Consider the following 17,944-nt stretch of genomic DNA (forward strand, 5'->3'; position numbering starts at 1 on the left):
CGCGGATTCTAGCAAAAATCGGAGGGGAACAGAGAGGGCGGTGGATCAGCGGGGATTGATGTGGGTCAATTGAAGTATTTGGCATGACCCCAATCCCGTAGGAGCGCGCTTGCCCGCGATATGCGGCGTGTCAGACACCAGAGAGGGGTCAGACAGATCGCTATCGCGGGCAAGCGCGCTCCTACAGAACTGAGCATCAGATCTTAGTCATGCCCCCCGGCACAGGTCGGCGACGCAGGCGCAGCGCCCAGCTTTGACCATTCTTCCGGGGTGTAGGTGTGCAATGCCAAGGCATGGAACTCACCCATCAGCCCCCCCAGCAGGCCGTAGACCTTCTGGTGGCGCTTGACGGCGTTGAGGCCAGCGAACTGCTCGCTGACCACCACGGCTTTGTAATGAGTGTCCGAGCCGCGACTGTGCATGTGGCTTTCATTGAGGACCTGAATGTACTCGGGCTGAAAGACCGCCAGCGCGGATTCGATTCGCTGTTGCATGCTCATGTCAGGCTTCGCTTATGGCTTCTTGGCCGGGGCAGCCGGTGCAGCAGCGCCTTTGCCAGCCGGAGCCAGTTCGTTGGTCATGGACTCCAGCAGTTTGGTGACCGCAGGCACTGCAGGTTGCAGTTTTTCCTGAGTCATCTGGAACGATTGCTGGCTGATCTGAGGCATCTTGGCCTGGACTTTCTTGCCCAGCGGAGACTGGTAGAAGGCCACCAGATCTTTCAGCTCTTGTTCGCTGAAGTTGTCGGTGTAGAGCTTGACCATGTCAGGCTGCAGCTTGTCCCAGCCAATGGCCTTGTCCAGAGCGGCGTTGGCCTGGGCCTGATACTTCTCCAGCACGGCTTTCTTGGAATCCGGCGCTTTGGTTTCGGCGAAACGCTGGGCGAACATTTGCTGCGCTTGCATGTAGATCGGCGCACCCAACTGATCGGCGTGAGCCAGTTTGAGGAACGCTACAGCACTGGCCTCATGGCTGGCGGTGGCGGCAAGAGCCTGGCCGCTGGCACACACCAGAGCGACCGCAGCACAGATGGCGCGAAGACGGGTCATCGAGTTTCCTTATCTAGCAGGCGAGGCTGAACCCCAAGGCCGGACATTCTGCGCCCCTTTTCGCCCCACGCTCAACCCCTGCCGCTACGAGCGGTCGAATCACTACAGGGGGACAACGACATCTCTGGAAGGTTTCACACGACCGGACCGCGCATTTTGTCGCACACTGAACGGGCTTGTTCAGCCGTGCAGCCGCTACCGGGAACCGAACCGCCTTCCCGGGTACTAAACTGCGCCAACCGACCTTAAGGAGTGAGTCCAGTGAGCCGTACCGAAACCGACAGCATAGGTCCGATCGAAGTCCCCGAAGACGCTTACTGGGGGGCGCAAACCCAGCGCTCTCTGATCAACTTCGCCATTGGTCAGGAACGCATGCCTTTGCCGGTGCTGCATGCGCTGGCACTGATCAAGAAAGCCGCAGCGCGGGTCAACGACCGCAACGGCGATCTGCCAGCCGATATCGCCAGACTGATCGAGCAGTCGGCTGACGAGGTCCTCAGCGGCAAGCTGGACGATCAGTTCCCGTTGGTGGTCTGGCAGACCGGCAGCGGCACCCAGAGCAACATGAACGTTAACGAGGTGATCGCCGGTCGTGGCAACGAGCTGGCCGGCAAAGGCCGGGGCGGCAAAAGCCCGGTTCACCCTAACGATCACGTCAACCGCTCGCAAAGCTCCAACGACTGCTTCCCCACCGCCATGCACATTGCTGCGGCGCAGGCGGTCAAAGAGCAGCTTCTGCCGGCGATTGCCGAACTCAGCGCGGGTATCGCCGAGCAGTCGTCGCGCCACATGAAGCTGGTGAAAACCGGCCGCACGCACATGATGGATGCCACGCCGATCACCTTCGGCCAGGAGCTGTCGGCCTACGTCGCGCAACTTGACTATGCCGAGAAAAGCATCCGCGCCGCCCTGCCCGCGGTCTGCGAACTGGCGCAAGGCGGCACGGCCGTCGGTACCGGCCTGAACTCTCCCCATGGTTTTGCCGAAGCAGTGGCGGCTGAACTGGCGGCGCTGTCCGGACTGCCTTTCGTCACCGCACCGAACAAGTTCGCGGCATTGGCCGGACACGAGCCGCTGACGGCATTGTCCGGCGCACTGAAGACCCTGGCCGTGACGCTGATGAAAATCGCCAACGACCTGCGCCTGTTGGGTTCAGGCCCCCGTGCCGGCCTTGCGGAGGTCAAGCTGCCAGCCAACGAGCCTGGCAGTTCGATCATGCCCGGCAAGGTCAATCCGACTCAGTGCGAAGCCTTGTCAATGCTGGCCTGCCAGGTCATGGGCAACGACACCACCATTTCCTTCGCCGCCAGCCAGGGTCACCTGCAACTGAACGTGTTCAAGCCGGTGATCATTCACAACCTGCTGCAATCGATTCGTCTGTTGGGCGACGGCTGCCGCAACTTCAACGAGCACTGCATTGCCGGAATGGAGCCGGATGCCGGAAAGATGGCCGAGCATCTGGAACGTGGCCTGATGCTGGTGACCGCGTTGAATCCACACATCGGCTACGACAAATCGGCGCAAATCGCCAAGAAGGCCTACAGCGAGGGCCTGACCTTGCGTGAAGCGGCATTGCAACTGGGCTTTTTGACCGACGCCGAGTTCGATGCCTGGGTGCGTCCGGAAAAAATGCTAGAGGCCGGCAGCAATGGCTGAGCCGATCAGCGGCGCCACCCCACTGGAAGGGTATGGCAAACGCATCCTGATGGTCATCGGTTCGCCGAAGACCATCAGCCTCTGCCACGCGCTCGGCGAGGCATATGCCCAGGGCGCACGCAGCCAGGGTCATGTGGTGCGGGTGCTGAAGCTTGAGGAACTGGAATTCGACCCGGTGCTGCGTGGCGGTTACGAATCAGGCCAGACACTGGAGCACGATCTGTTGGAGGCCCAACGCGAGATTCACTGGGCTCAACACCTGGTGTTCGTGTATCCGGTCTGGTGGGGCGGGCTGCCGAGCCTGCTCGGCGGTTTCTTCGACCGGGTGTTCATGCCCGGTTTCGCCTTCAAGGCCCACGGTCGTCATCACCCCTCCAACGAACTGCTCAAAGGGAGGACTGCGGAATTGCTGGTGACCCTGGACACACCTTCGCGCTACTTCCGTTGGGTTTTCAAGGCGCCGGCGCATCGACAGATGACGAATTCGATCCTCGAGTTCTGTGGCATCAAGGTCAAACGACTGACCGAGTTTTCGCCGGTCCGCACGTCCACCGAAGAGCAGCGCCAGCAGTGGATTCATCAGGCTGAGGCGTTGGGGAAACGCTAAAACGATGCATATGCCCTGTAACAATGAGGCGCGACAGCCTTATCTCGATTGGCGAATACGCCTTGTAGCAGCACGGCTTGCCGGCGGAGGCGCCTTCAATAACGCCACCGTGGGCAAGCCGGACTGCTACAGAATTGTTGTCGACAGGAGTACAGTGTCATTCGGCCAGCCGACGTTTCCGTATCACGCTGTGAAAACGTCATCCCGTGCCGCGCACACACAGGTTTTGCCGTCCTGAATTGTTACCAACCCTCTTCCCGGACCGGAGAAGGCTATGTTGAGCAAGCGTGAACAAGATCCCCAGACGGCGGTGCACTTTCGCAGCGACCGCGTCTCCCGCGTCAACGGCATGTATTTTTTCAGCACCCGGGAAAATACCCTCGAAGGCCCGTTCTTCAGCAAAGAAGACGCCGAGCGTGAGACCGAGGCCTACATCCGCCGCATGCAGGGGAGCAAAGCTTCTCAGTCCGAGCCCCCCTCCTCTTCCCTGAACGGCTGAATGTCAGGCGTGATTGCGGCGAAAGGTTTCTTCGCCCATGGCCGCTATCTGCCCCTCGATCAGCGCATCGAACGGCTGCAACAGCGCGTCGAATGAACGATCCGGTTCCAGTGTCTGGAGGGCATGGGTAATAGCCTCCAGGGTTGACAGCGCATCCGGCCCTGGCGCCTTGCGCAACCGATAGCGCGATACCGGGGCATTCTCCAGCGTCACTCGCGGCAGCGACGCCAATAAAGGATTCAGGTGCAACAGCTTTCGGGCCTTGCGCCAGGTGCCATCCGGGACCACCAGCAGCATTGGACCTGTCTCAGCAGCCTGGGGGGTCAGCGCCGTGGCCTCCTCTCCCGGAAACAACAACCGCGCCTGATAACCCGGCACGTTCAGCAGCGTTTCCAGATGGTCGAAGATCTCTGCGACTTCCAACTGCGCGTTGTTCAGTCCCAGCGCTGCGAGGCGCGCAGTGTTCAGCGCGTGATTAACCTCGCTGGGGTGCTGCAGGATCAGCACACGGGTGCGGCTGTCGAGTTGTGGAATCAGCGCGCACAGGCAGTGATTTTCCGGCCGCAGGCAACGTTCGCAACGAGCACGTGACATGGTCCAGCCCTCTTAAAGCGGGTTGAGCTGCGCTTTGAGCAGATCGCGAAACGTCTGGATCAACGGCTCGCGACTGCGGCCCCGACGCAGGATCATCGAAAAAGGCGCTTGGTAGCCAAAGGTCGCCGGCAATAACACCCGCAGATGCCCGGAATCGACCCACGACTGCGCATAGTGTTCCGGCAGATAGCCGATATACGCGCCGGACAGCACCAGAATCAGCTGCGCCTCCATACTCTCCACGGTCGCTGCGCTGTGCTTGAAGCCATGCCGCGCCAGCTCCGCCTGACTCCAGTAACCACGCCCGACCATGCGCTGCTGGGTGATCACCGGCTCTGGAATGCGTCGCTCGGCAAATAGCGGATGGCGACTGCTGCAATAGAGCCAATGCTGTTCGCGGTACAGGGGCTGATACAGCAGGCCGTTCATGCGCGTGGAAAAGGAACCGATGGCCAGATCGAGGCGGTTGTCCAGCACGCCCAGTTGCAGTTCATATGGGCTCATGACCGACAGGTGCAAATGCACCGCCGGATGCTCCTCGCTGTAGGCGCCGATCACTTCGGCGAAAGGCAATGCGCGGTCGCTGACCGTGGAGTCCAGCACGCCCAGATTGAGCGTCCCGCGCAGTTCGCCCTTGAGTGCGGCTGCGTAGAGTTCGAAGCCCTCCAGCTCACCGAGCAGTCGCAGGGTTTCCTGATGAAACAGCTCGCCTTTGCTGGTCAGGCTGAAACCGCCTCGGCCACGGTGGCACAGTACGATACCCAGCGCCGACTCCAACTGGCTCATGTAGGTGCTGATCGCCGAAGTCGACAGATTGAGTTCCTGCTGCGCACTGGCAAAGCCCTGATGGCGGACCACGCAGACGAAGATGCGCAGCAGTTTCAGATCGGGTAGTGCGTTGGCCATGATGCGTCCGGGAAGAGTTTTCGCTGTAGCAATTCGCGCAGCTTACCCGATACTTCAGAAATCTCTGAACTAAGTATTTTGCCTCAGCGATTGTTCGCAGCCCGCCCCGTTCGCAGAATCCGCCCAGTGCTTACAACTATTAATAACTCACCGATGAGGCAATCCCGTGGACAAGATTTTCCACCAACCACTGGGCGGCAACGAAATGCCGCGCTTCGCCGGCATCGCAACCATGATGCGTCTGCCACACCTGCAAACGGCCGCGGGCCTCGATGCCGCCTTCATCGGCGTGCCTCTGGACATCGGCACGTCGCTGCGCGCTGGCACCCGTTTCGGACCTCGTGAAATCCGCGCCGAATCGGTGATGATCCGTCCTTACAACATGGCCACGGGCGCTGCGCCCTTCGACTCGCTGTCGGTTGCCGACATCGGTGACGTCGCGATCAATACGTTCAACCTGCTGGACGCCGTACGCATCATCGAAGAGGCCTACGACGGCTTTCTCGAGCACGGCATCATCCCGCTGACCCTGGGCGGCGACCATACCATCACGTTGCCGATCCTGCGGGCGATCCACAAGAAACACGGCAAGGTCGGTCTGGTTCACATCGACGCCCATGCTGACGTCAACGATCACATGTTCGGCGAAAAGATTGCCCACGGCACTACCTTCCGCCGCGCAGTCGAAGAAGGTCTGCTCGATTGCGATCGCGTGGTGCAGATCGGTCTGCGCGCACAGGGCTACACCGCCGAAGATTTCAACTGGAGCCGCAAACAGGGCTTCCGCGTGGTGCAGGCCGAAGAGTGCTGGCACAAATCGCTGGCGCCTCTGATGGCTGAAGTGCGTGAGAAAGTCGGCGGCGGGCCGGTGTATCTGAGCTTCGATATCGACGGTATCGACCCGGCTTGGGCGCCAGGCACCGGGACCCCGGAAATTGGCGGCCTGACCACCATTCAAGCCATCGAAATCATCCGTGGCTGCCAAGGCCTGGACCTGATCGGCTGCGATCTGGTAGAAGTCTCGCCGCCGTACGACACCACCGGCAATACGTCATTGCTGGGCGCCAACCTTCTGTACGAAATGCTCTGCGTACTGCCCGGGGTTACACACCGCTAAAGGGTTGATCGGCAAGATCGATCCCGTAGCAGTCCGGCTTGCCGGCGGTGGCGTCCTTGAGATCGCCACCGCCGGCAAGCCGGACTGCTACAGGGCACGTTAGCAACCGCACAACACCATTCAGAACAACTCAGAAAACAGCCTTCACCGCTGACTGCCTGCGCCGTCTCAGCCGGATGATTCGCGTTTCACTATAAAAACAATGATTGGAGACACTCCATGGCTTTAGATATTTTCGTCGTGCTGATCTACGCAGCCGGCATGCTGGTGCTGGGCTGGTACGGCATGCGCAAGGCCAAGACCCACGAAGACTACCTGGTGGCGGGTCGAAATCTCGGTCCGAGCCTGTACATGGGCACCATGGCCGCCACCGTACTGGGGGGCGCCTCCACTGTCGGTACGGTCCGCCTGGGTTATGTTCACGGCATTTCCGGCTTCTGGCTGTGCGCGGCACTGGGCCTGGGCATCATTGCGCTGAACCTGTTCCTCGCCAAACCGCTGCTCAAGCTGCGCATCTTCACCGTCACCCAGATCCTCGAAAAACGCTATAACTCGACGGCCCGTCAGGCCAGTGCAGTGATCATGCTGGCCTATGCGCTGATGATCGGCGTGACGTCGATTCTCGCCATCGGCACGGTCATGCAAGTGCTGTTCGATCTGCCGTTCTGGGTGTCTGTGTTGTTGGGCGGCGGCGTGGTCGTGGTGTACTCGACCATCGGCGGCATGTGGTCACTGACCCTGACCGACATCGTGCAATTCGTGATCAAGACCGTCGGCCTGATGTTCATCCTGTTGCCGATCTGTCTGTACCGCGTCGGCGGTTGGGACGAACTGGTCGCCAAACTGCCGGCGTCGAGCTTCAGCTGGACCAGCATCGGCTGGGACACCATCATCACGTACTTTCTGATCTACTTCTTCGGCATCCTGATCGGTCAGGATATCTGGCAGCGCGTGTTCACCGCGCGCACCGAGAAAGTTGCCCAGTACGCAGGTTCGATTGCCGGCGTGTACTGCATCATCTACGGCCTGGCCTGCGCTCTGATCGGCATGGCGGCCCATGTTTTGCTGCCTGATCTTGCCAACGTCAACACCGCGTTCGCGGCCATCGTCAAAGCCTCGCTACCGGACGGCATTCGTGGTCTGGTGATCGCCGCCGCTCTGGCGGCCATGATGTCCACTGCCAGCGCCGGTCTGCTGGCTGCATCGACCACCCTGACCGAAGATCTGCTGCCGAAACTGCGTGGCGGCAAACAATCGAGCCTGGGCATCAACCGTCTGTTCACGGCCTTGACCGGCATCGTCGTGCTGGCAATCGCACTGGTGGTCAACGACGTGATCAGCGCCCTGACCCTTGCCTATAACCTGCTGGTAGGCGGCATGCTGATTCCGCTGATCGGTGCGATTTACTGGAAACGCGCCACTACCGCTGGCGCCATCACCAGCATGACCCTGGGCTTCGTGACGGCACTGGTGTTCATGTTCAAGGATGGCCTGGACGCCAACACGCCGATCTACTACAGCCTGGCGATCAGTCTGATGAGTTTCGTGGTAGTGAGCCTCGTTTTGCCACGTCCTGCGCCGATTGCCAGCGCGGCGTGATAAGCCGTAACGCGCATGAAACAGATTGGGCGTCTTCGGACGCCCTTTTTATGCGCGGTTACAAAAAAACCCTGTGCCGTGGACGATCCGGAGTATGAGAGTTGGGCTAGCCTTAACCGGGACAGCAATTTGGCATCGGGGGCCGTGGCGACGCAGCCTTCAGGGAGAACATTGAAGCCCGCTGTCACGCGACATGCCTCTGTTTCATGTAGTCGGGGTGATTTTCGAACACGTCAACGCAGAGGCTTGCCATGGATCGAACTGAAATCAAACAGCACGTTATTGACACACTTGGAAAGATCCTCGTCGACAAATCGCTGATTCAGGAAAAGGACGACGCGCTGCTCAGCGAGCTGGTACTGGACGAAGAGGATTTCACAAAGTTTTTTTCCAGCCTGCAGGACGATTTCGACATTGTGCTTCCGCACCGCGTCAAAGCCGATATCTCTCACCTCCCCGAGCATTCCAGCTACAGCCAACTGACGTTGCAGGGGCTGGTCGACCTGATTCTGACGCAAATGAAAGGCACGAAAAAACATTGAACGCAGATGCGTTCGATTCCTGATAAACGTAGGGCTAGTAGAAAGTTTCGCCAACACGAACGGCAGCGAAAAGACAGGAGCGGGCTATCAGGCGATAGCTCCGCTGTTTTTCAATGTAAGACTTGCCCTCGCTCAGCGGCGCGGGCGACGACGCTCATCATCATCGGTACGTACAGGAATGGGCTGCAACTTCGGCCGCTCGATCAAACCCAGTGCGACACCCACATCGTGAAGCCACTCTTGCAATTTGCTGTTCATATAACGCCCCCTTCAGGGAAATACCCGGCAGCCAACTTCTGACCTACCTACGCAGATCATAGTGCTAAGTCGCACTTTACGCCTGCTACTGAGTGTCGCGGGAGGAAATTTTCCCTTTCTTTACGCTAAGACATTTCCAGACAGCCAATCGAAAGATTCAGACGACCAACGGTCGTCATTTTCAACCGGTGACGGCGGGGCCGAACGCCGTCCCCTCATGGGCCTGACTGCGACGGGCGAACATGAAGAACAGTGCGCCACCGAGAAAACACCCTGTGAACCAGGCGAAATTGGCCATCGGCTGCAGCGCCGGAATGAAGGTGATGGCAATGCCCACCAGTGTCGACAGGATCAGCGCCTTCACTGCGGTGTAGTTGACCCCGCCGCTATACCAGTAGCGGCCGGTTGGACCGTCGTTAAACAGTGCATCGACGTCAATCTGCTGCTTCTTGATCAGGTAGTAGTCCACCAGCAAGATGCCGAACAGTGGGCCGATGAACGCCGCGAGCACATCCAGGGTGTAGTGGATGACTTGCGGGTTGTTGAACAGATTCCACGGCGTAATGAAGATCGAGGCCACTGCGGCGATCATCCCGCCTACCCGCCAGCTGATCTGGCTGGGTGCCACGTTGGCAAAGTCGAACGCAGGCGACACGAAGTTGGCGACGATGTTGATGCCGATGGTGGCAGTCACGAAAGCGAATGCGCCCAACAACACCGCCACGTCATTGTCGATTCGCGCCACGGTGGCGATGGGGTCGTGCAGCATTTCCCCGAACACAGGCAGCGTGCCTGAGACGATCACCACGGTGACCAGCGAAAAGGCCAGAAAGTTGACCGGTAGCCCCCAGAAGTTGCCGCGACGGACTTCGGACATGCTGCGGCAGTAACGGCTGAAATCGCCGAAGTTGAGCGTTGGCCCGGAGAAATACGACACCACCAGCGCAGTGGCCATGATCACTTGGGAAACGGCTTCCCAGCCCGTAAGGGATTTTTCCGACAGCGTGAAACTGATGTTCGCCCACCCGGCTTTCCAGACAATCCAGCCGGCCAGCATGAACATCACCGCGTAAACCACCGGCCCCGCCCAGTCGATGAAGCGACGAATCGAATCCATGCCGGTCCAGAACACGGCGGCCTGAACCAGCCACAGCGCCAGGAAGCCCAACCATCCAAGGTACGACAAACCGGCGAAATGCGGCTCGGCGTACACCGACATCTGCGGGAAGAATCGCAGGACCACGATGATCAATGCGCTGGACGCCAGATAGGTCTGAACCCCGTACCAGGCGACCGCGATCAGGCCACGAATCACCGCCGGAATATTCGCCCCGAACACACCAAACGCTAACCGGCAGATCACGGGATAAGGAACGGCCGCCTGCTGACTGGGTTTGGCCAGCAGGTTGGCGATGACCTGAATAATGCAGATCCCCACGAGCAATGCGATCAGCACTTGCCAGCTCGCCAGGCCCAATGCGAACAGGCTCGCGGCGAAGACATAGCCGCCCACGCTGTGCACGTCACTCATCCAGAACGCAAAAATGTTGTACCAGGTCCACTTCTGCGGCAGGGGACCGAGGTCTTCGTTATATAAGCGGGGGCTGTAACCTTTGGGCATTGGCTCGGTCATCGCATTTCTCCCTGAAAGGACAAACGGGCTCCCGAAAACAGATCTGCCTGACACACTGCGTACGGGAGCGCGCATGGGTTGTATACGCGTTGATACGCAGAATGCGTGCCATAGGGATAACAGGCAGCGCAAACCGGCGCGCAGTACCGATTCTGAAAGGGCTGAAAGATGAAGAGCCGATGGATGGCGACTAGCTAACAAGCTATGTGGCGCCCGCTCGCAGTGCAGCCGTGCCAGATGCCGGTGCACGTTCGGACTTGAATCAATCAAGGCGGCGGAATGTATACACCAATCCATCTACTTGTTTTGTTAACTCTGTATAAGCCCGGCTTGCCGACGACGGTTAACGTCCTGCCACCAACGTCGGCACGCCAGACGGCTACAGGCGCCGAGGCTAATCCGGCAACTGCACCAACCCGTCCTCATCAGTCATTGCGCGTTCCAGCAGATCTGCCGGTAGATTCTTGCTCGCGCGCGCGCCCAGCAGCTTGAGCTGCTCGCTACGACTGACCAGATTGCCGCGACCTTCAACCAGCTTGTTTCGCGCCGCGCCATAGGCTTTATCCAGCTGCTGCAGGCGGCTGCCCACCTCGTCCAGGTCCTGAATGAACAGCACGAACTTGTCGTAGAGCCACCCTGCGCGCTCGGCGATTTCCCGTGCGTTCTGGCTTTGGCGCTCCTGCTTCCACAAGCTGTCGATGACCCGCAGCGTCGCCAGCAATGTCGTTGGACTGACGATCACGATATTGCGGTCGAACGCGTCCTGGAACATGTTCGGCTCGGCCTGCAATGCCGCCGAAAACGCCGCCTCGATCGGCACGAACAGCAACACGAAATCCAGGCTGTGCAACCCTTCGAGTCGTTTGTAGTCCTTGCCGGACAGGCCTTTTACATGATTGCGCAACGAAAGCACGTGCTGTTTCAACGCGACCTGCGCGATCACTTCGTCGTCGGCGGACACATATTGCTGATACGCGGTGAGGCTGACCTTGGCGTCGACCACTACCTGCTTGTCGCCGGGCAGCATGATCAACACGTCGGGCTGGAACCGCTCGCCATCCGGGCCCTTGAGGCTGACCTGCGTCTGGTACTCACGCCCCTTCTCGAGCCCGGCATGCTCAAGCACCCGCTCCAGAATCAACTCGCCCCAATTGCCCTGAGTCTTCTGGCCTTTGAGCGCCCGGGTCAGATTGGTGGCCTCATCGCTCAGGCGTTGGTTGAGCTGCTGCAGGCGCTCCAGTTCCTTGCCCAGCGAAAAGCGCTCGCGGGCCTCCTGTTGATAGCTTTCCTCAACCCGCTTTTCGAACGACTGAATGCGTTCCTTGAGCGGGTTGAGCAACTGCCCCAACTGCTGCTGACTGGTCTCGGCGAAACGCTGTTCGCGCTCATCGAAGATTTTCCCGGCGAGCTCCGCAAACTGCGCGCGCAGCTCATCGCGGGAGCCTTGCAGGTCATTCAGACGCTGCTGATGGCTTTCCTGCTGCTCACGCAGTTCGGCATTGAGGGATGCACATTGCGAGTCCAGTCGACGCAGCTCCGCTTCCTTGATTGCGCGCTCCTGCCCCAAGGTCTCCTGAACCTGGCGAGCAGCATCCTGCTGCTGTCGCAGAAGCTCCACCTCACGGCGCAATGCGGCAAGGTCGGCCTGCTTGACCGCATTGGCCTGCCCCAGATCGCTGATTTCGTCGCGGCAGGCGTCGAGCTGAGCATTCAAGCCGTCCTGAGCCATTTGCGCGTTACTCAGGCGCTCATCAAGCAAGGCGGCGTCCGCTTCCCGTTGCGCCACTCTTCGCTGCAGGTGCCACGCCAATGCCAGCAACGGCAACGCCGCTGCCCCCAATCCCAGCAACACACTGGTGAGGTCCAAAGCCATAACGATTCCCCAACTCCACGGTTCATGCTGGCGGCATTATGCGCAGAACGGCCGATGGCGTCAGATTCTGATTGGCGATAAGCCCGGGAAGGAAGAAAAGCGTAGCGCATTCGCGCAAAGGCGCGCACTAGAGCGAGCGCTTGGGACAATCCACAGAACCTGTGGATAACTCAGTGGACAAGCCCCCTTTAACCTCCGCAAACGCAGGTAGAATGGGGCCTGCGTTCAAACTGACGATTTTTTCACCAATGAAAAAAAGCGATGCTTTTCATTGACTTAATAAATCGCCGCATGAAATCAGACTGTTACAGCCGAATGTGACAGTGAGATGGCAGCTAACGGCTTTAATGTGCACAAGTCAATTTCCAATCGCTATAAGCATCAGGAAGATCATTTTTAATTCAGGTCTTGCCCGCCTGAAATCCGGCGAATAGCCATCGTTTACCCGAACGAATACACATTTTCTGAATATGCCCTTCCATTGCGTCCAGCTTTCAGTTAGCATCGCCGCCGTTAGTACCAAGCTGAAAGTCAATTCTGATCGACCTAATCCCCCAGCCATGATTTGCTGCTGAGCAAACGGACTGAAAAAAGGGATCGATCACCTCGATGGTTTCCAGACATGAACTCGTACAACCTGCCGAACGATCGGAGGTGTGAAGAAGCAATCATGGCCTGCTCAGACCAGCCTGCAAATTGATCAGGATCTTCACCCCGAGCATCGAACCTTTGCTCCTGTTGTGTCGCCTGCCCTCCTAAGTACCTACCAGTCAGCCCAGCGCCACACGATAACCGCGCTTCAACTGGCTGCTTTTGTTCCAGACAGGTTCTGCGCCCTGCCCTGACTCGCATTCGAGCAACGGCCCGCGTTTACTGGAACGTTTTTATTTTGCACGCCTCTATTGCGTGTCGATTCAGGAAACACCATTACATGACTACTCATATCCAGACTCAAAATGCTATCCGCACCCTCACCAACGCATTTGCACCTATGGACTGCCTGATCATGGCAGCTCGCAAGGGTTGCTTTAGCTTCACCATCGTCAACGAACACGGCATCGCCCGTCACAGCGAGCGCCTGTATCCCGATCAGTACTCCAGCGCCGAGCCGCTGCAGGCCGTGATCGACCGCACACGTCAGGCACTGACAGCCTGAGACCGTTCGTCGGTTAAAAGCACAGACGTCCAAGCCTCACCCTCAAACGGTGGGGCTTTTTTGTGCCTGTTTTCCTTATGAAAAAACAATTGGCTTAATCGCTGCGTGGCATATGAGAAAGGATGTAGAGAGGGAAAGATTTTAAAAACAGACCTTTACACCGCAAATATGACACTACACTTCAAGTCAAGCGGTCTGAGCCGCTTCCGGTGGGCCCGACTCCATCACCGCTGCCAAGCGTCAGGGTCTGCCGGCTCAATTCTCTTCCCGAGGGTGTTATGGGAATCGCTGCCAGTGAACTGTGCCGATATGTGATCCGCCCCACGCTGATCTACCTTGGCCGCCACCATCCCGGAGCAGAACACTTTCTGCTCGCGGTCGCTGCAAGCCAGTCCGCATTGGGCGCCGAGCTTGACAGCCAACGCGGCCACGGCCTTTACGGGATCTCTGACACGCTCCACTACCAGCTTTGGGATGGCTACCTGGCGAAAGATCCGGACCTTGCGAGCCTGGTCCGCGGCCTTGCCAGTCAGCACGCCTTTCTCACAGGCCCCGATCTGGAATTGACCGTCAACCTGCGTTACTCCACGGCCATCGCCTGGATGATGGTCGAAGCCAGCCGCTTCTCCCTCCCAAGCGAAGACGACGTCATGGGCATGGCCCGAATTTGGCGCCGGATATTTCAACCTCAGGGCCGTCTGCAGGATTTCACTACGGCCTGGCAAACCTCCGTCGGCCCCCTTTCACAAGTCGAATCAGCCATTTTGTGACTCTGCGGTTTCGCGGACGTTAGCCGCAATTTTCCCGGATTGTCCTACAAAAACTGCTCTAGCTCGGGTGGTCCAGCCTATAGCGCGTTATGAAAAATATTGGTAATTTCCGCGCGGTGATCAACAAGGAGTTCTAACAATGAAAAAAACAATGATCAAATCCAGCCTCAGTCTCGCCATCACTCTTGCCTCCACCCAAATTTTTGCATCCGGTTTTGCCCTCAACGAGCAAAGCATCAGCGGTATGGGCACCGGTTTCGCCGGTCGTTCCTCCTCCGTTGATGACGCCAGCATCGTCTACGGCAACCCGGCCGGCATGTCGCGCCTCAAACGCCAGCAAGTGACTGTAGGTGTTGCGGCGATCGATGCCTCGACTGACATCTCGGACACCAGCGGCCGCAGCTCCGGCACCAACAAAGGCGACATGGTGCCTTTCACAGCGGTGCCGATGGGGTTTTACGTCAACCCGGTCGATGATCACTGGGCCTTCGGTCTGGGTGTCTACGCACCTTTCGGCCTGGTCACCGACTACGAAAGCAGCTTCCAGGGTCGTAACTTTGGCAGCAAGAGCATCGTGAAGGTCGTGACCTTCCAGCCAACTGTCAGCTACGCCTTCAATGACAAGGTTTCGATCGGGTTCGGTCCGACCATCAACCGTATCTCCGGCGCACTGGAATCTAACCCGAACCTGAGCGGCGTAACCGCTCCGATCACTGGCCGCCCAGCGGGCGACGGCCGCGTGCAGGTCAAGGGTGATGACGTGGGCTATGGCTTCAACGCCGGTATCCTCGTTCAAGCCACCGACACCACCACCGTCGGCCTGACTTACCACTCCAAGGTGACATACAAGCTCGAAGGCCACACTGAGGTGACACCTGGCGCCGGCGTACCTCCAGCCTTGCTCAGCGCCGGACGCTACGATGCCAAACTCAGCCTCGACACTCCAGAGTCGGTTGACTTCTCCGTCACGCAAAAGATGAACGATGCGTGGAAGCTGTATGCAGGCGCAACCTGGACTCGCTGGAGTCGCCTGGAAGACATCACCGTCAAGAACTCTGGCGTGAGCGGCGGTGCGCTGGCACCTCGCCTGTTCGGTACCATCACCGAAGAGCAGAACTGGCATGACACCTGGGCTTACGCAATCGGTACCTCGTACCAGTTGAACAGGCAGTGGGTTCTGCGTACTGGTCTGACGTTCGACCAATCGCCTACCAACAACGAGAACCGTTCGCCACGCATCCCGACCGGCGACCGCACGATCTTCAGCCTGGGCGCTGGCTACAGCCCTACGGATGACATCACTATCGACGTTGCGTATTCATACCTGAAAGAAGAAGACGTCAAGGTTCACGACGTCAGCCCACTGGGTCAGACTTACAACGCGAAGTATGAAAACAGCGCCAACGGTTTCGGCGTGGGCCTGACTTACCGCTTCTGATGCAGTTGGCGGAACCGGCAGATCACCGGTTCGCCATACAGAAAACCCCGCAGCCAGCGATGGATGCGGGGTTTTTCGTTGTAGAAGGCGATGAGCTTTGAAGGATCAGGGCTTCGACGCAATCGCCTTCTCTACCGCCGAGATCAGCTCGGGATCATCCGGCGTGGTCCTGCTGGAAAAACTGGCAATGACGTTGCCTTTGCGGTCCACGACATATTTATAGAAATTCCAGCGCGGGGCATTGCTCTGCTCGGCCAGTACCTTGAAAAGGTTGATCGCATCGGACCCGCGGACCGGCTGGGGCTCGGTCATGGTGAAGGTCACGCCGTAATTAACGAAGCAGACCTTGGCAGTTTCGGCGGCGTCGTTGGACTCCTGTTTGAAGTCGTCGGAGGGAACACCGAGCACTTCCAGACCCTGTCCCTTGAACCGCTGATTCAGGGCTTCCAGGCCTTTGAACTGGGGCGCGAAGCCACAGAAACTGGCCGTGTTGACCACCACCATCGGTTTACCCGCGAACTGCTTGCACAGGTCGATACCCTGTTTGGCCCGCAGCTTGGGCAACTCGCCCTGCAACAGCGGCGGGCAGTCGGCGGCCATAGCCGCACCGCTCATGGCGAAGAAGAGGACAGGAAGGCAGATCCAGCGAATTCTCATGACGGCATCCATTCAAGGCAGGGAGTCGGGTGTCAGCTCACACGCTACTCCGTGCCATCGAGAATGCCTAGGGCACAACGCCGCTCAGCAGGACATGCCCAACTGCAGTGCGCCAAGGCCGACGCGTTGCCAGCCCCACCACGCCAACAGCAGCAGTGTCGCAACTGCCAGCGCGCCACCGATCCAGGGAGCGAGCCGGATCACAGTGCCACCACTTGAGGCTGGAGCCGCGCCACAGGTCGTTCGCGCACCGGCCAGTTCAAGGCAGCGGCCACCAGGCTGAGGGCAATCGATACGTGCCAGATCAAGTCATAATTCCCCGTGTGGTCATACACGACGCCACCCAGCCAGCCGCCCAGAAACGCGCCCAACTGGTGGAACAGGAAGACGATACCACCGAGCATCGACAGATTGCGTACGCCGAACAGCGTTGCCACGGTGCCGTTGGTCAGGGGTACGGTCGACAGCCAGAGCAGACCCATGGAAATACCGAATAGATAAGCCGTGGTCTGGGTCAGCGGCGCCCACAGGAACAGGACGATCACCACGGCACGCAACAGATACAGACCGGTGAGCAGGCGCGGTTTGGACATCCGCCCGCCCAGCCAGCCCGCGATATAAGTGCCGAACACGTTGAACAGGCCGATCAACGCCAGGACCGTCGTGCCGACCGTGGCCGGCAAATGCTGATCCACCAGATACGCCGGCAAGTGCACGCCGATGAACACCACCTGAAAGCCACAGACGAAGAAACCGAAGGCCAGCAGCCAGAAGCCGGAGTGGGTGCAGGCTTCGTGGAGGGCTTCACGCAGCGTCTGCTCTCCTGCGGTCACGGGAACCGGCTTGTCCTTGAGCATCGCCACCAGGGGCAGAATGAACGCCACCAGCAAGCCCAGCGCCACCAGCGCCATCGACCAGCCCAACCACCCGATCAGGCCGAGCGTGCCGGGGAGCATGGCGAACTGACCGAACGACCCGGCCGCACTGGCGAGTCCCATGCCCATGCTGCGTTTTTCAGGCGGCAACGCACGCCCTACCACGCCAAGAATGATCGAGAACGTCGTCCCCGACAGCCCGATGCCGATCAGCAACCCAGCGCTCAGGGACAACGACGCCGGCGAGTCGGCCATGCTCATCATTGCCAGACCGACGGCGTACAGTATGCCCCCGACAAACACCACTTTAGCGGCACCGAAACGATCCGCCAGCGCCCCGGTGAACGGCTGCGCCAGGCCCCAGACCAGATTCTGCAGCGCGATGGCGAAGGCGAAGACCTCCCGCCCCCAGCCAAACTGCGCACTCATGGGCGGCAGAAACAGGCCGAAACCGTGCCGCGTGCCCAGGGACAAGGCCAGAATCAACGCACTGCCCAGCAAAATCCAGCCACTGGTACGCCACACGGATGTCATTGTTGTTCTCCAGAGATCAAAACAGCACGCGCAAAAATTAGGTGCATATGCCACCAAATCGGAATCTGCGGAAGCTACGCCCGGCGTTCAGGGGTGTCAATCGACGTGACGGGGATGGACATGGAGAGTTCGCGAGCTAGCCGATGACAGGATCAACAACGGTGAATACCACGTCCTGTAG

Annotated in this window: 18 protein-coding genes; 9 read left to right on the plus strand and 9 right to left on the minus strand. The window is 59.1% G+C overall.

The genetic code is table 11. The features are described from left to right. Nucleotides 1-203: 203 nt before the first annotated feature. A complete protein-coding gene (locus D3M70_RS19030) occupies nt 204-500 on the minus strand; it encodes a BolA family transcriptional regulator (RefSeq protein ID WP_120127237.1) in 297 nt (98 codons plus the stop codon). Between the two features lie 12 nt (nt 501-512). Further along, complete coding sequence (locus D3M70_RS19035) at nt 513-1,049, minus strand: DUF2059 domain-containing protein (RefSeq protein ID WP_120127238.1); 537 nt, start codon at nt 1,047-1,049, stop codon at nt 513-515. Nucleotides 1,050-1,310: 261 nt separating this feature from the next. On the opposite strand from D3M70_RS19035, the gene D3M70_RS19040 reads away from it, so the two are divergent. The 3 genes from D3M70_RS19040 to D3M70_RS19050 all read left to right on the plus strand — a co-directional run bounded on the left by D3M70_RS19040 (nt 1,311) and on the right by D3M70_RS19050 (nt 3,811). Further along, the gene (locus tag D3M70_RS19040; protein ID WP_110949040.1) at nt 1,311-2,705 is read left to right on the plus strand and encodes a class II fumarate hydratase; all 1,395 of its coding nucleotides are present in this window, start codon (nt 1,311-1,313) and stop codon (nt 2,703-2,705) included. Further along, nucleotides 2,698-3,312 carry an NAD(P)H-dependent oxidoreductase gene (locus D3M70_RS19045; RefSeq protein ID WP_120127239.1) on the plus strand — a complete coding sequence of 205 codons (615 nt, stop codon included), beginning with the start codon at nt 2,698-2,700 and terminating at the stop codon, nt 3,310-3,312. The genes D3M70_RS19040 and D3M70_RS19045 overlap by 8 nt, the downstream gene beginning before the upstream one ends. A gap of 274 nt (nt 3,313-3,586) precedes the next feature. Beyond that, on the plus strand, nt 3,587-3,811 hold the full coding sequence (locus D3M70_RS19050; protein WP_120127240.1) for a DUF6316 family protein: 225 nt from the start codon (nt 3,587-3,589) through the stop codon (nt 3,809-3,811). Nucleotides 3,812-3,814: 3 nt separating this feature from the next. Here the strand turns inward: D3M70_RS19050 and D3M70_RS19055 are convergent, their stop codons facing one another. Both D3M70_RS19055 and D3M70_RS19060 read right to left on the minus strand, forming a co-directional pair. Further along, entirely contained in the window at nt 3,815-4,405 is a 591-nt protein-coding gene (locus tag D3M70_RS19055; RefSeq protein WP_120127241.1) for a tRNA-uridine aminocarboxypropyltransferase, read from the minus strand. Between the two features lie 12 nt (nt 4,406-4,417). Further along, nucleotides 4,418-5,311 (minus strand): LysR family transcriptional regulator, encoded by an 894-nt coding sequence (locus tag D3M70_RS19060; protein WP_081567565.1) that lies wholly within the window; start codon nt 5,309-5,311, stop codon nt 4,418-4,420. Nucleotides 5,312-5,477: 166 nt separating this feature from the next. Between D3M70_RS19060 and speB the strand changes: the two genes are divergently transcribed. The 3 genes from speB to D3M70_RS19075 all read left to right on the plus strand — a co-directional run bounded on the left by speB (nt 5,478) and on the right by D3M70_RS19075 (nt 8,569). Continuing rightward, nucleotides 5,478-6,428 carry an agmatinase gene (speB, locus tag D3M70_RS19065; protein WP_081567566.1) on the plus strand — a complete coding sequence of 317 codons (951 nt, stop codon included), beginning with the start codon at nt 5,478-5,480 and terminating at the stop codon, nt 6,426-6,428. Nucleotides 6,429-6,647: 219 nt separating this feature from the next. Then, the gene (locus tag D3M70_RS19070) at nt 6,648-8,027 is read left to right on the plus strand and encodes a sodium:solute symporter (protein WP_120127242.1); all 1,380 of its coding nucleotides are present in this window, start codon (nt 6,648-6,650) and stop codon (nt 8,025-8,027) included. Nucleotides 8,028-8,278: 251 nt separating this feature from the next. Further along, on the plus strand, nt 8,279-8,569 hold the full coding sequence (locus tag D3M70_RS19075; protein ID WP_120127243.1) for a hypothetical protein: 291 nt from the start codon (nt 8,279-8,281) through the stop codon (nt 8,567-8,569). Between the two features lie 132 nt (nt 8,570-8,701). On the opposite strand, the gene D3M70_RS33395 is transcribed toward D3M70_RS19075, so the two are convergent. The 3 genes from D3M70_RS33395 to rmuC form a co-directional block, all read right to left on the minus strand. Beyond that, a complete protein-coding gene (locus tag D3M70_RS33395; RefSeq protein ID WP_256601618.1) occupies nt 8,702-8,827 on the minus strand; it encodes a PA1414 family protein in 126 nt (41 codons plus the stop codon). 181 nt (nt 8,828-9,008) lie between these two features. Continuing rightward, complete coding sequence (locus tag D3M70_RS19080) at nt 9,009-10,460, minus strand: NCS1 family nucleobase:cation symporter-1 (RefSeq protein ID WP_120127244.1); 1,452 nt, start codon at nt 10,458-10,460, stop codon at nt 9,009-9,011. A 394-nt stretch (nt 10,461-10,854) separates the two neighbouring features. Further along, the gene (gene rmuC / locus D3M70_RS19085; protein WP_165869849.1) at nt 10,855-12,219 is read right to left on the minus strand and encodes a DNA recombination protein RmuC; all 1,365 of its coding nucleotides are present in this window, start codon (nt 12,217-12,219) and stop codon (nt 10,855-10,857) included. Nucleotides 12,220-13,264: 1,045 nt separating this feature from the next. On the opposite strand from rmuC, the gene D3M70_RS19090 reads away from it, so the two are divergent. The 3 genes from D3M70_RS19090 to D3M70_RS19100 all read left to right on the plus strand — a co-directional run bounded on the left by D3M70_RS19090 (nt 13,265) and on the right by D3M70_RS19100 (nt 15,697). Next, nucleotides 13,265-13,489 (plus strand): hypothetical protein, encoded by a 225-nt coding sequence (locus tag D3M70_RS19090; protein WP_120127246.1) that lies wholly within the window; start codon nt 13,265-13,267, stop codon nt 13,487-13,489. A 278-nt stretch (nt 13,490-13,767) separates the two neighbouring features. After that, the gene (locus D3M70_RS19095; protein ID WP_120127247.1) at nt 13,768-14,259 is read left to right on the plus strand and encodes a hypothetical protein; all 492 of its coding nucleotides are present in this window, start codon (nt 13,768-13,770) and stop codon (nt 14,257-14,259) included. A 139-nt stretch (nt 14,260-14,398) separates the two neighbouring features. Then, entirely contained in the window at nt 14,399-15,697 is a 1,299-nt protein-coding gene (locus D3M70_RS19100; protein WP_120127248.1) for an OmpP1/FadL family transporter, read from the plus strand. A 105-nt stretch (nt 15,698-15,802) separates the two neighbouring features. Here the strand turns inward: D3M70_RS19100 and D3M70_RS19105 are convergent, their stop codons facing one another. Both D3M70_RS19105 and D3M70_RS19110 read right to left on the minus strand, forming a co-directional pair. After that, nucleotides 15,803-16,354 (minus strand): glutathione peroxidase, encoded by a 552-nt coding sequence (locus D3M70_RS19105; RefSeq protein ID WP_120127249.1) that lies wholly within the window; start codon nt 16,352-16,354, stop codon nt 15,803-15,805. Nucleotides 16,355-16,554: 200 nt separating this feature from the next. Beyond that, complete coding sequence (locus D3M70_RS19110; protein WP_120127250.1) at nt 16,555-17,763, minus strand: MFS transporter; 1,209 nt, start codon at nt 17,761-17,763, stop codon at nt 16,555-16,557. Between the last annotated feature and the right edge of the window lie 181 nt (nt 17,764-17,944).

This window comes from Pseudomonas sp. LS-2, assembly GCF_003605735.1.
Taxonomy (GTDB): domain Bacteria; phylum Pseudomonadota; class Gammaproteobacteria; order Pseudomonadales; family Pseudomonadaceae; genus Aquipseudomonas.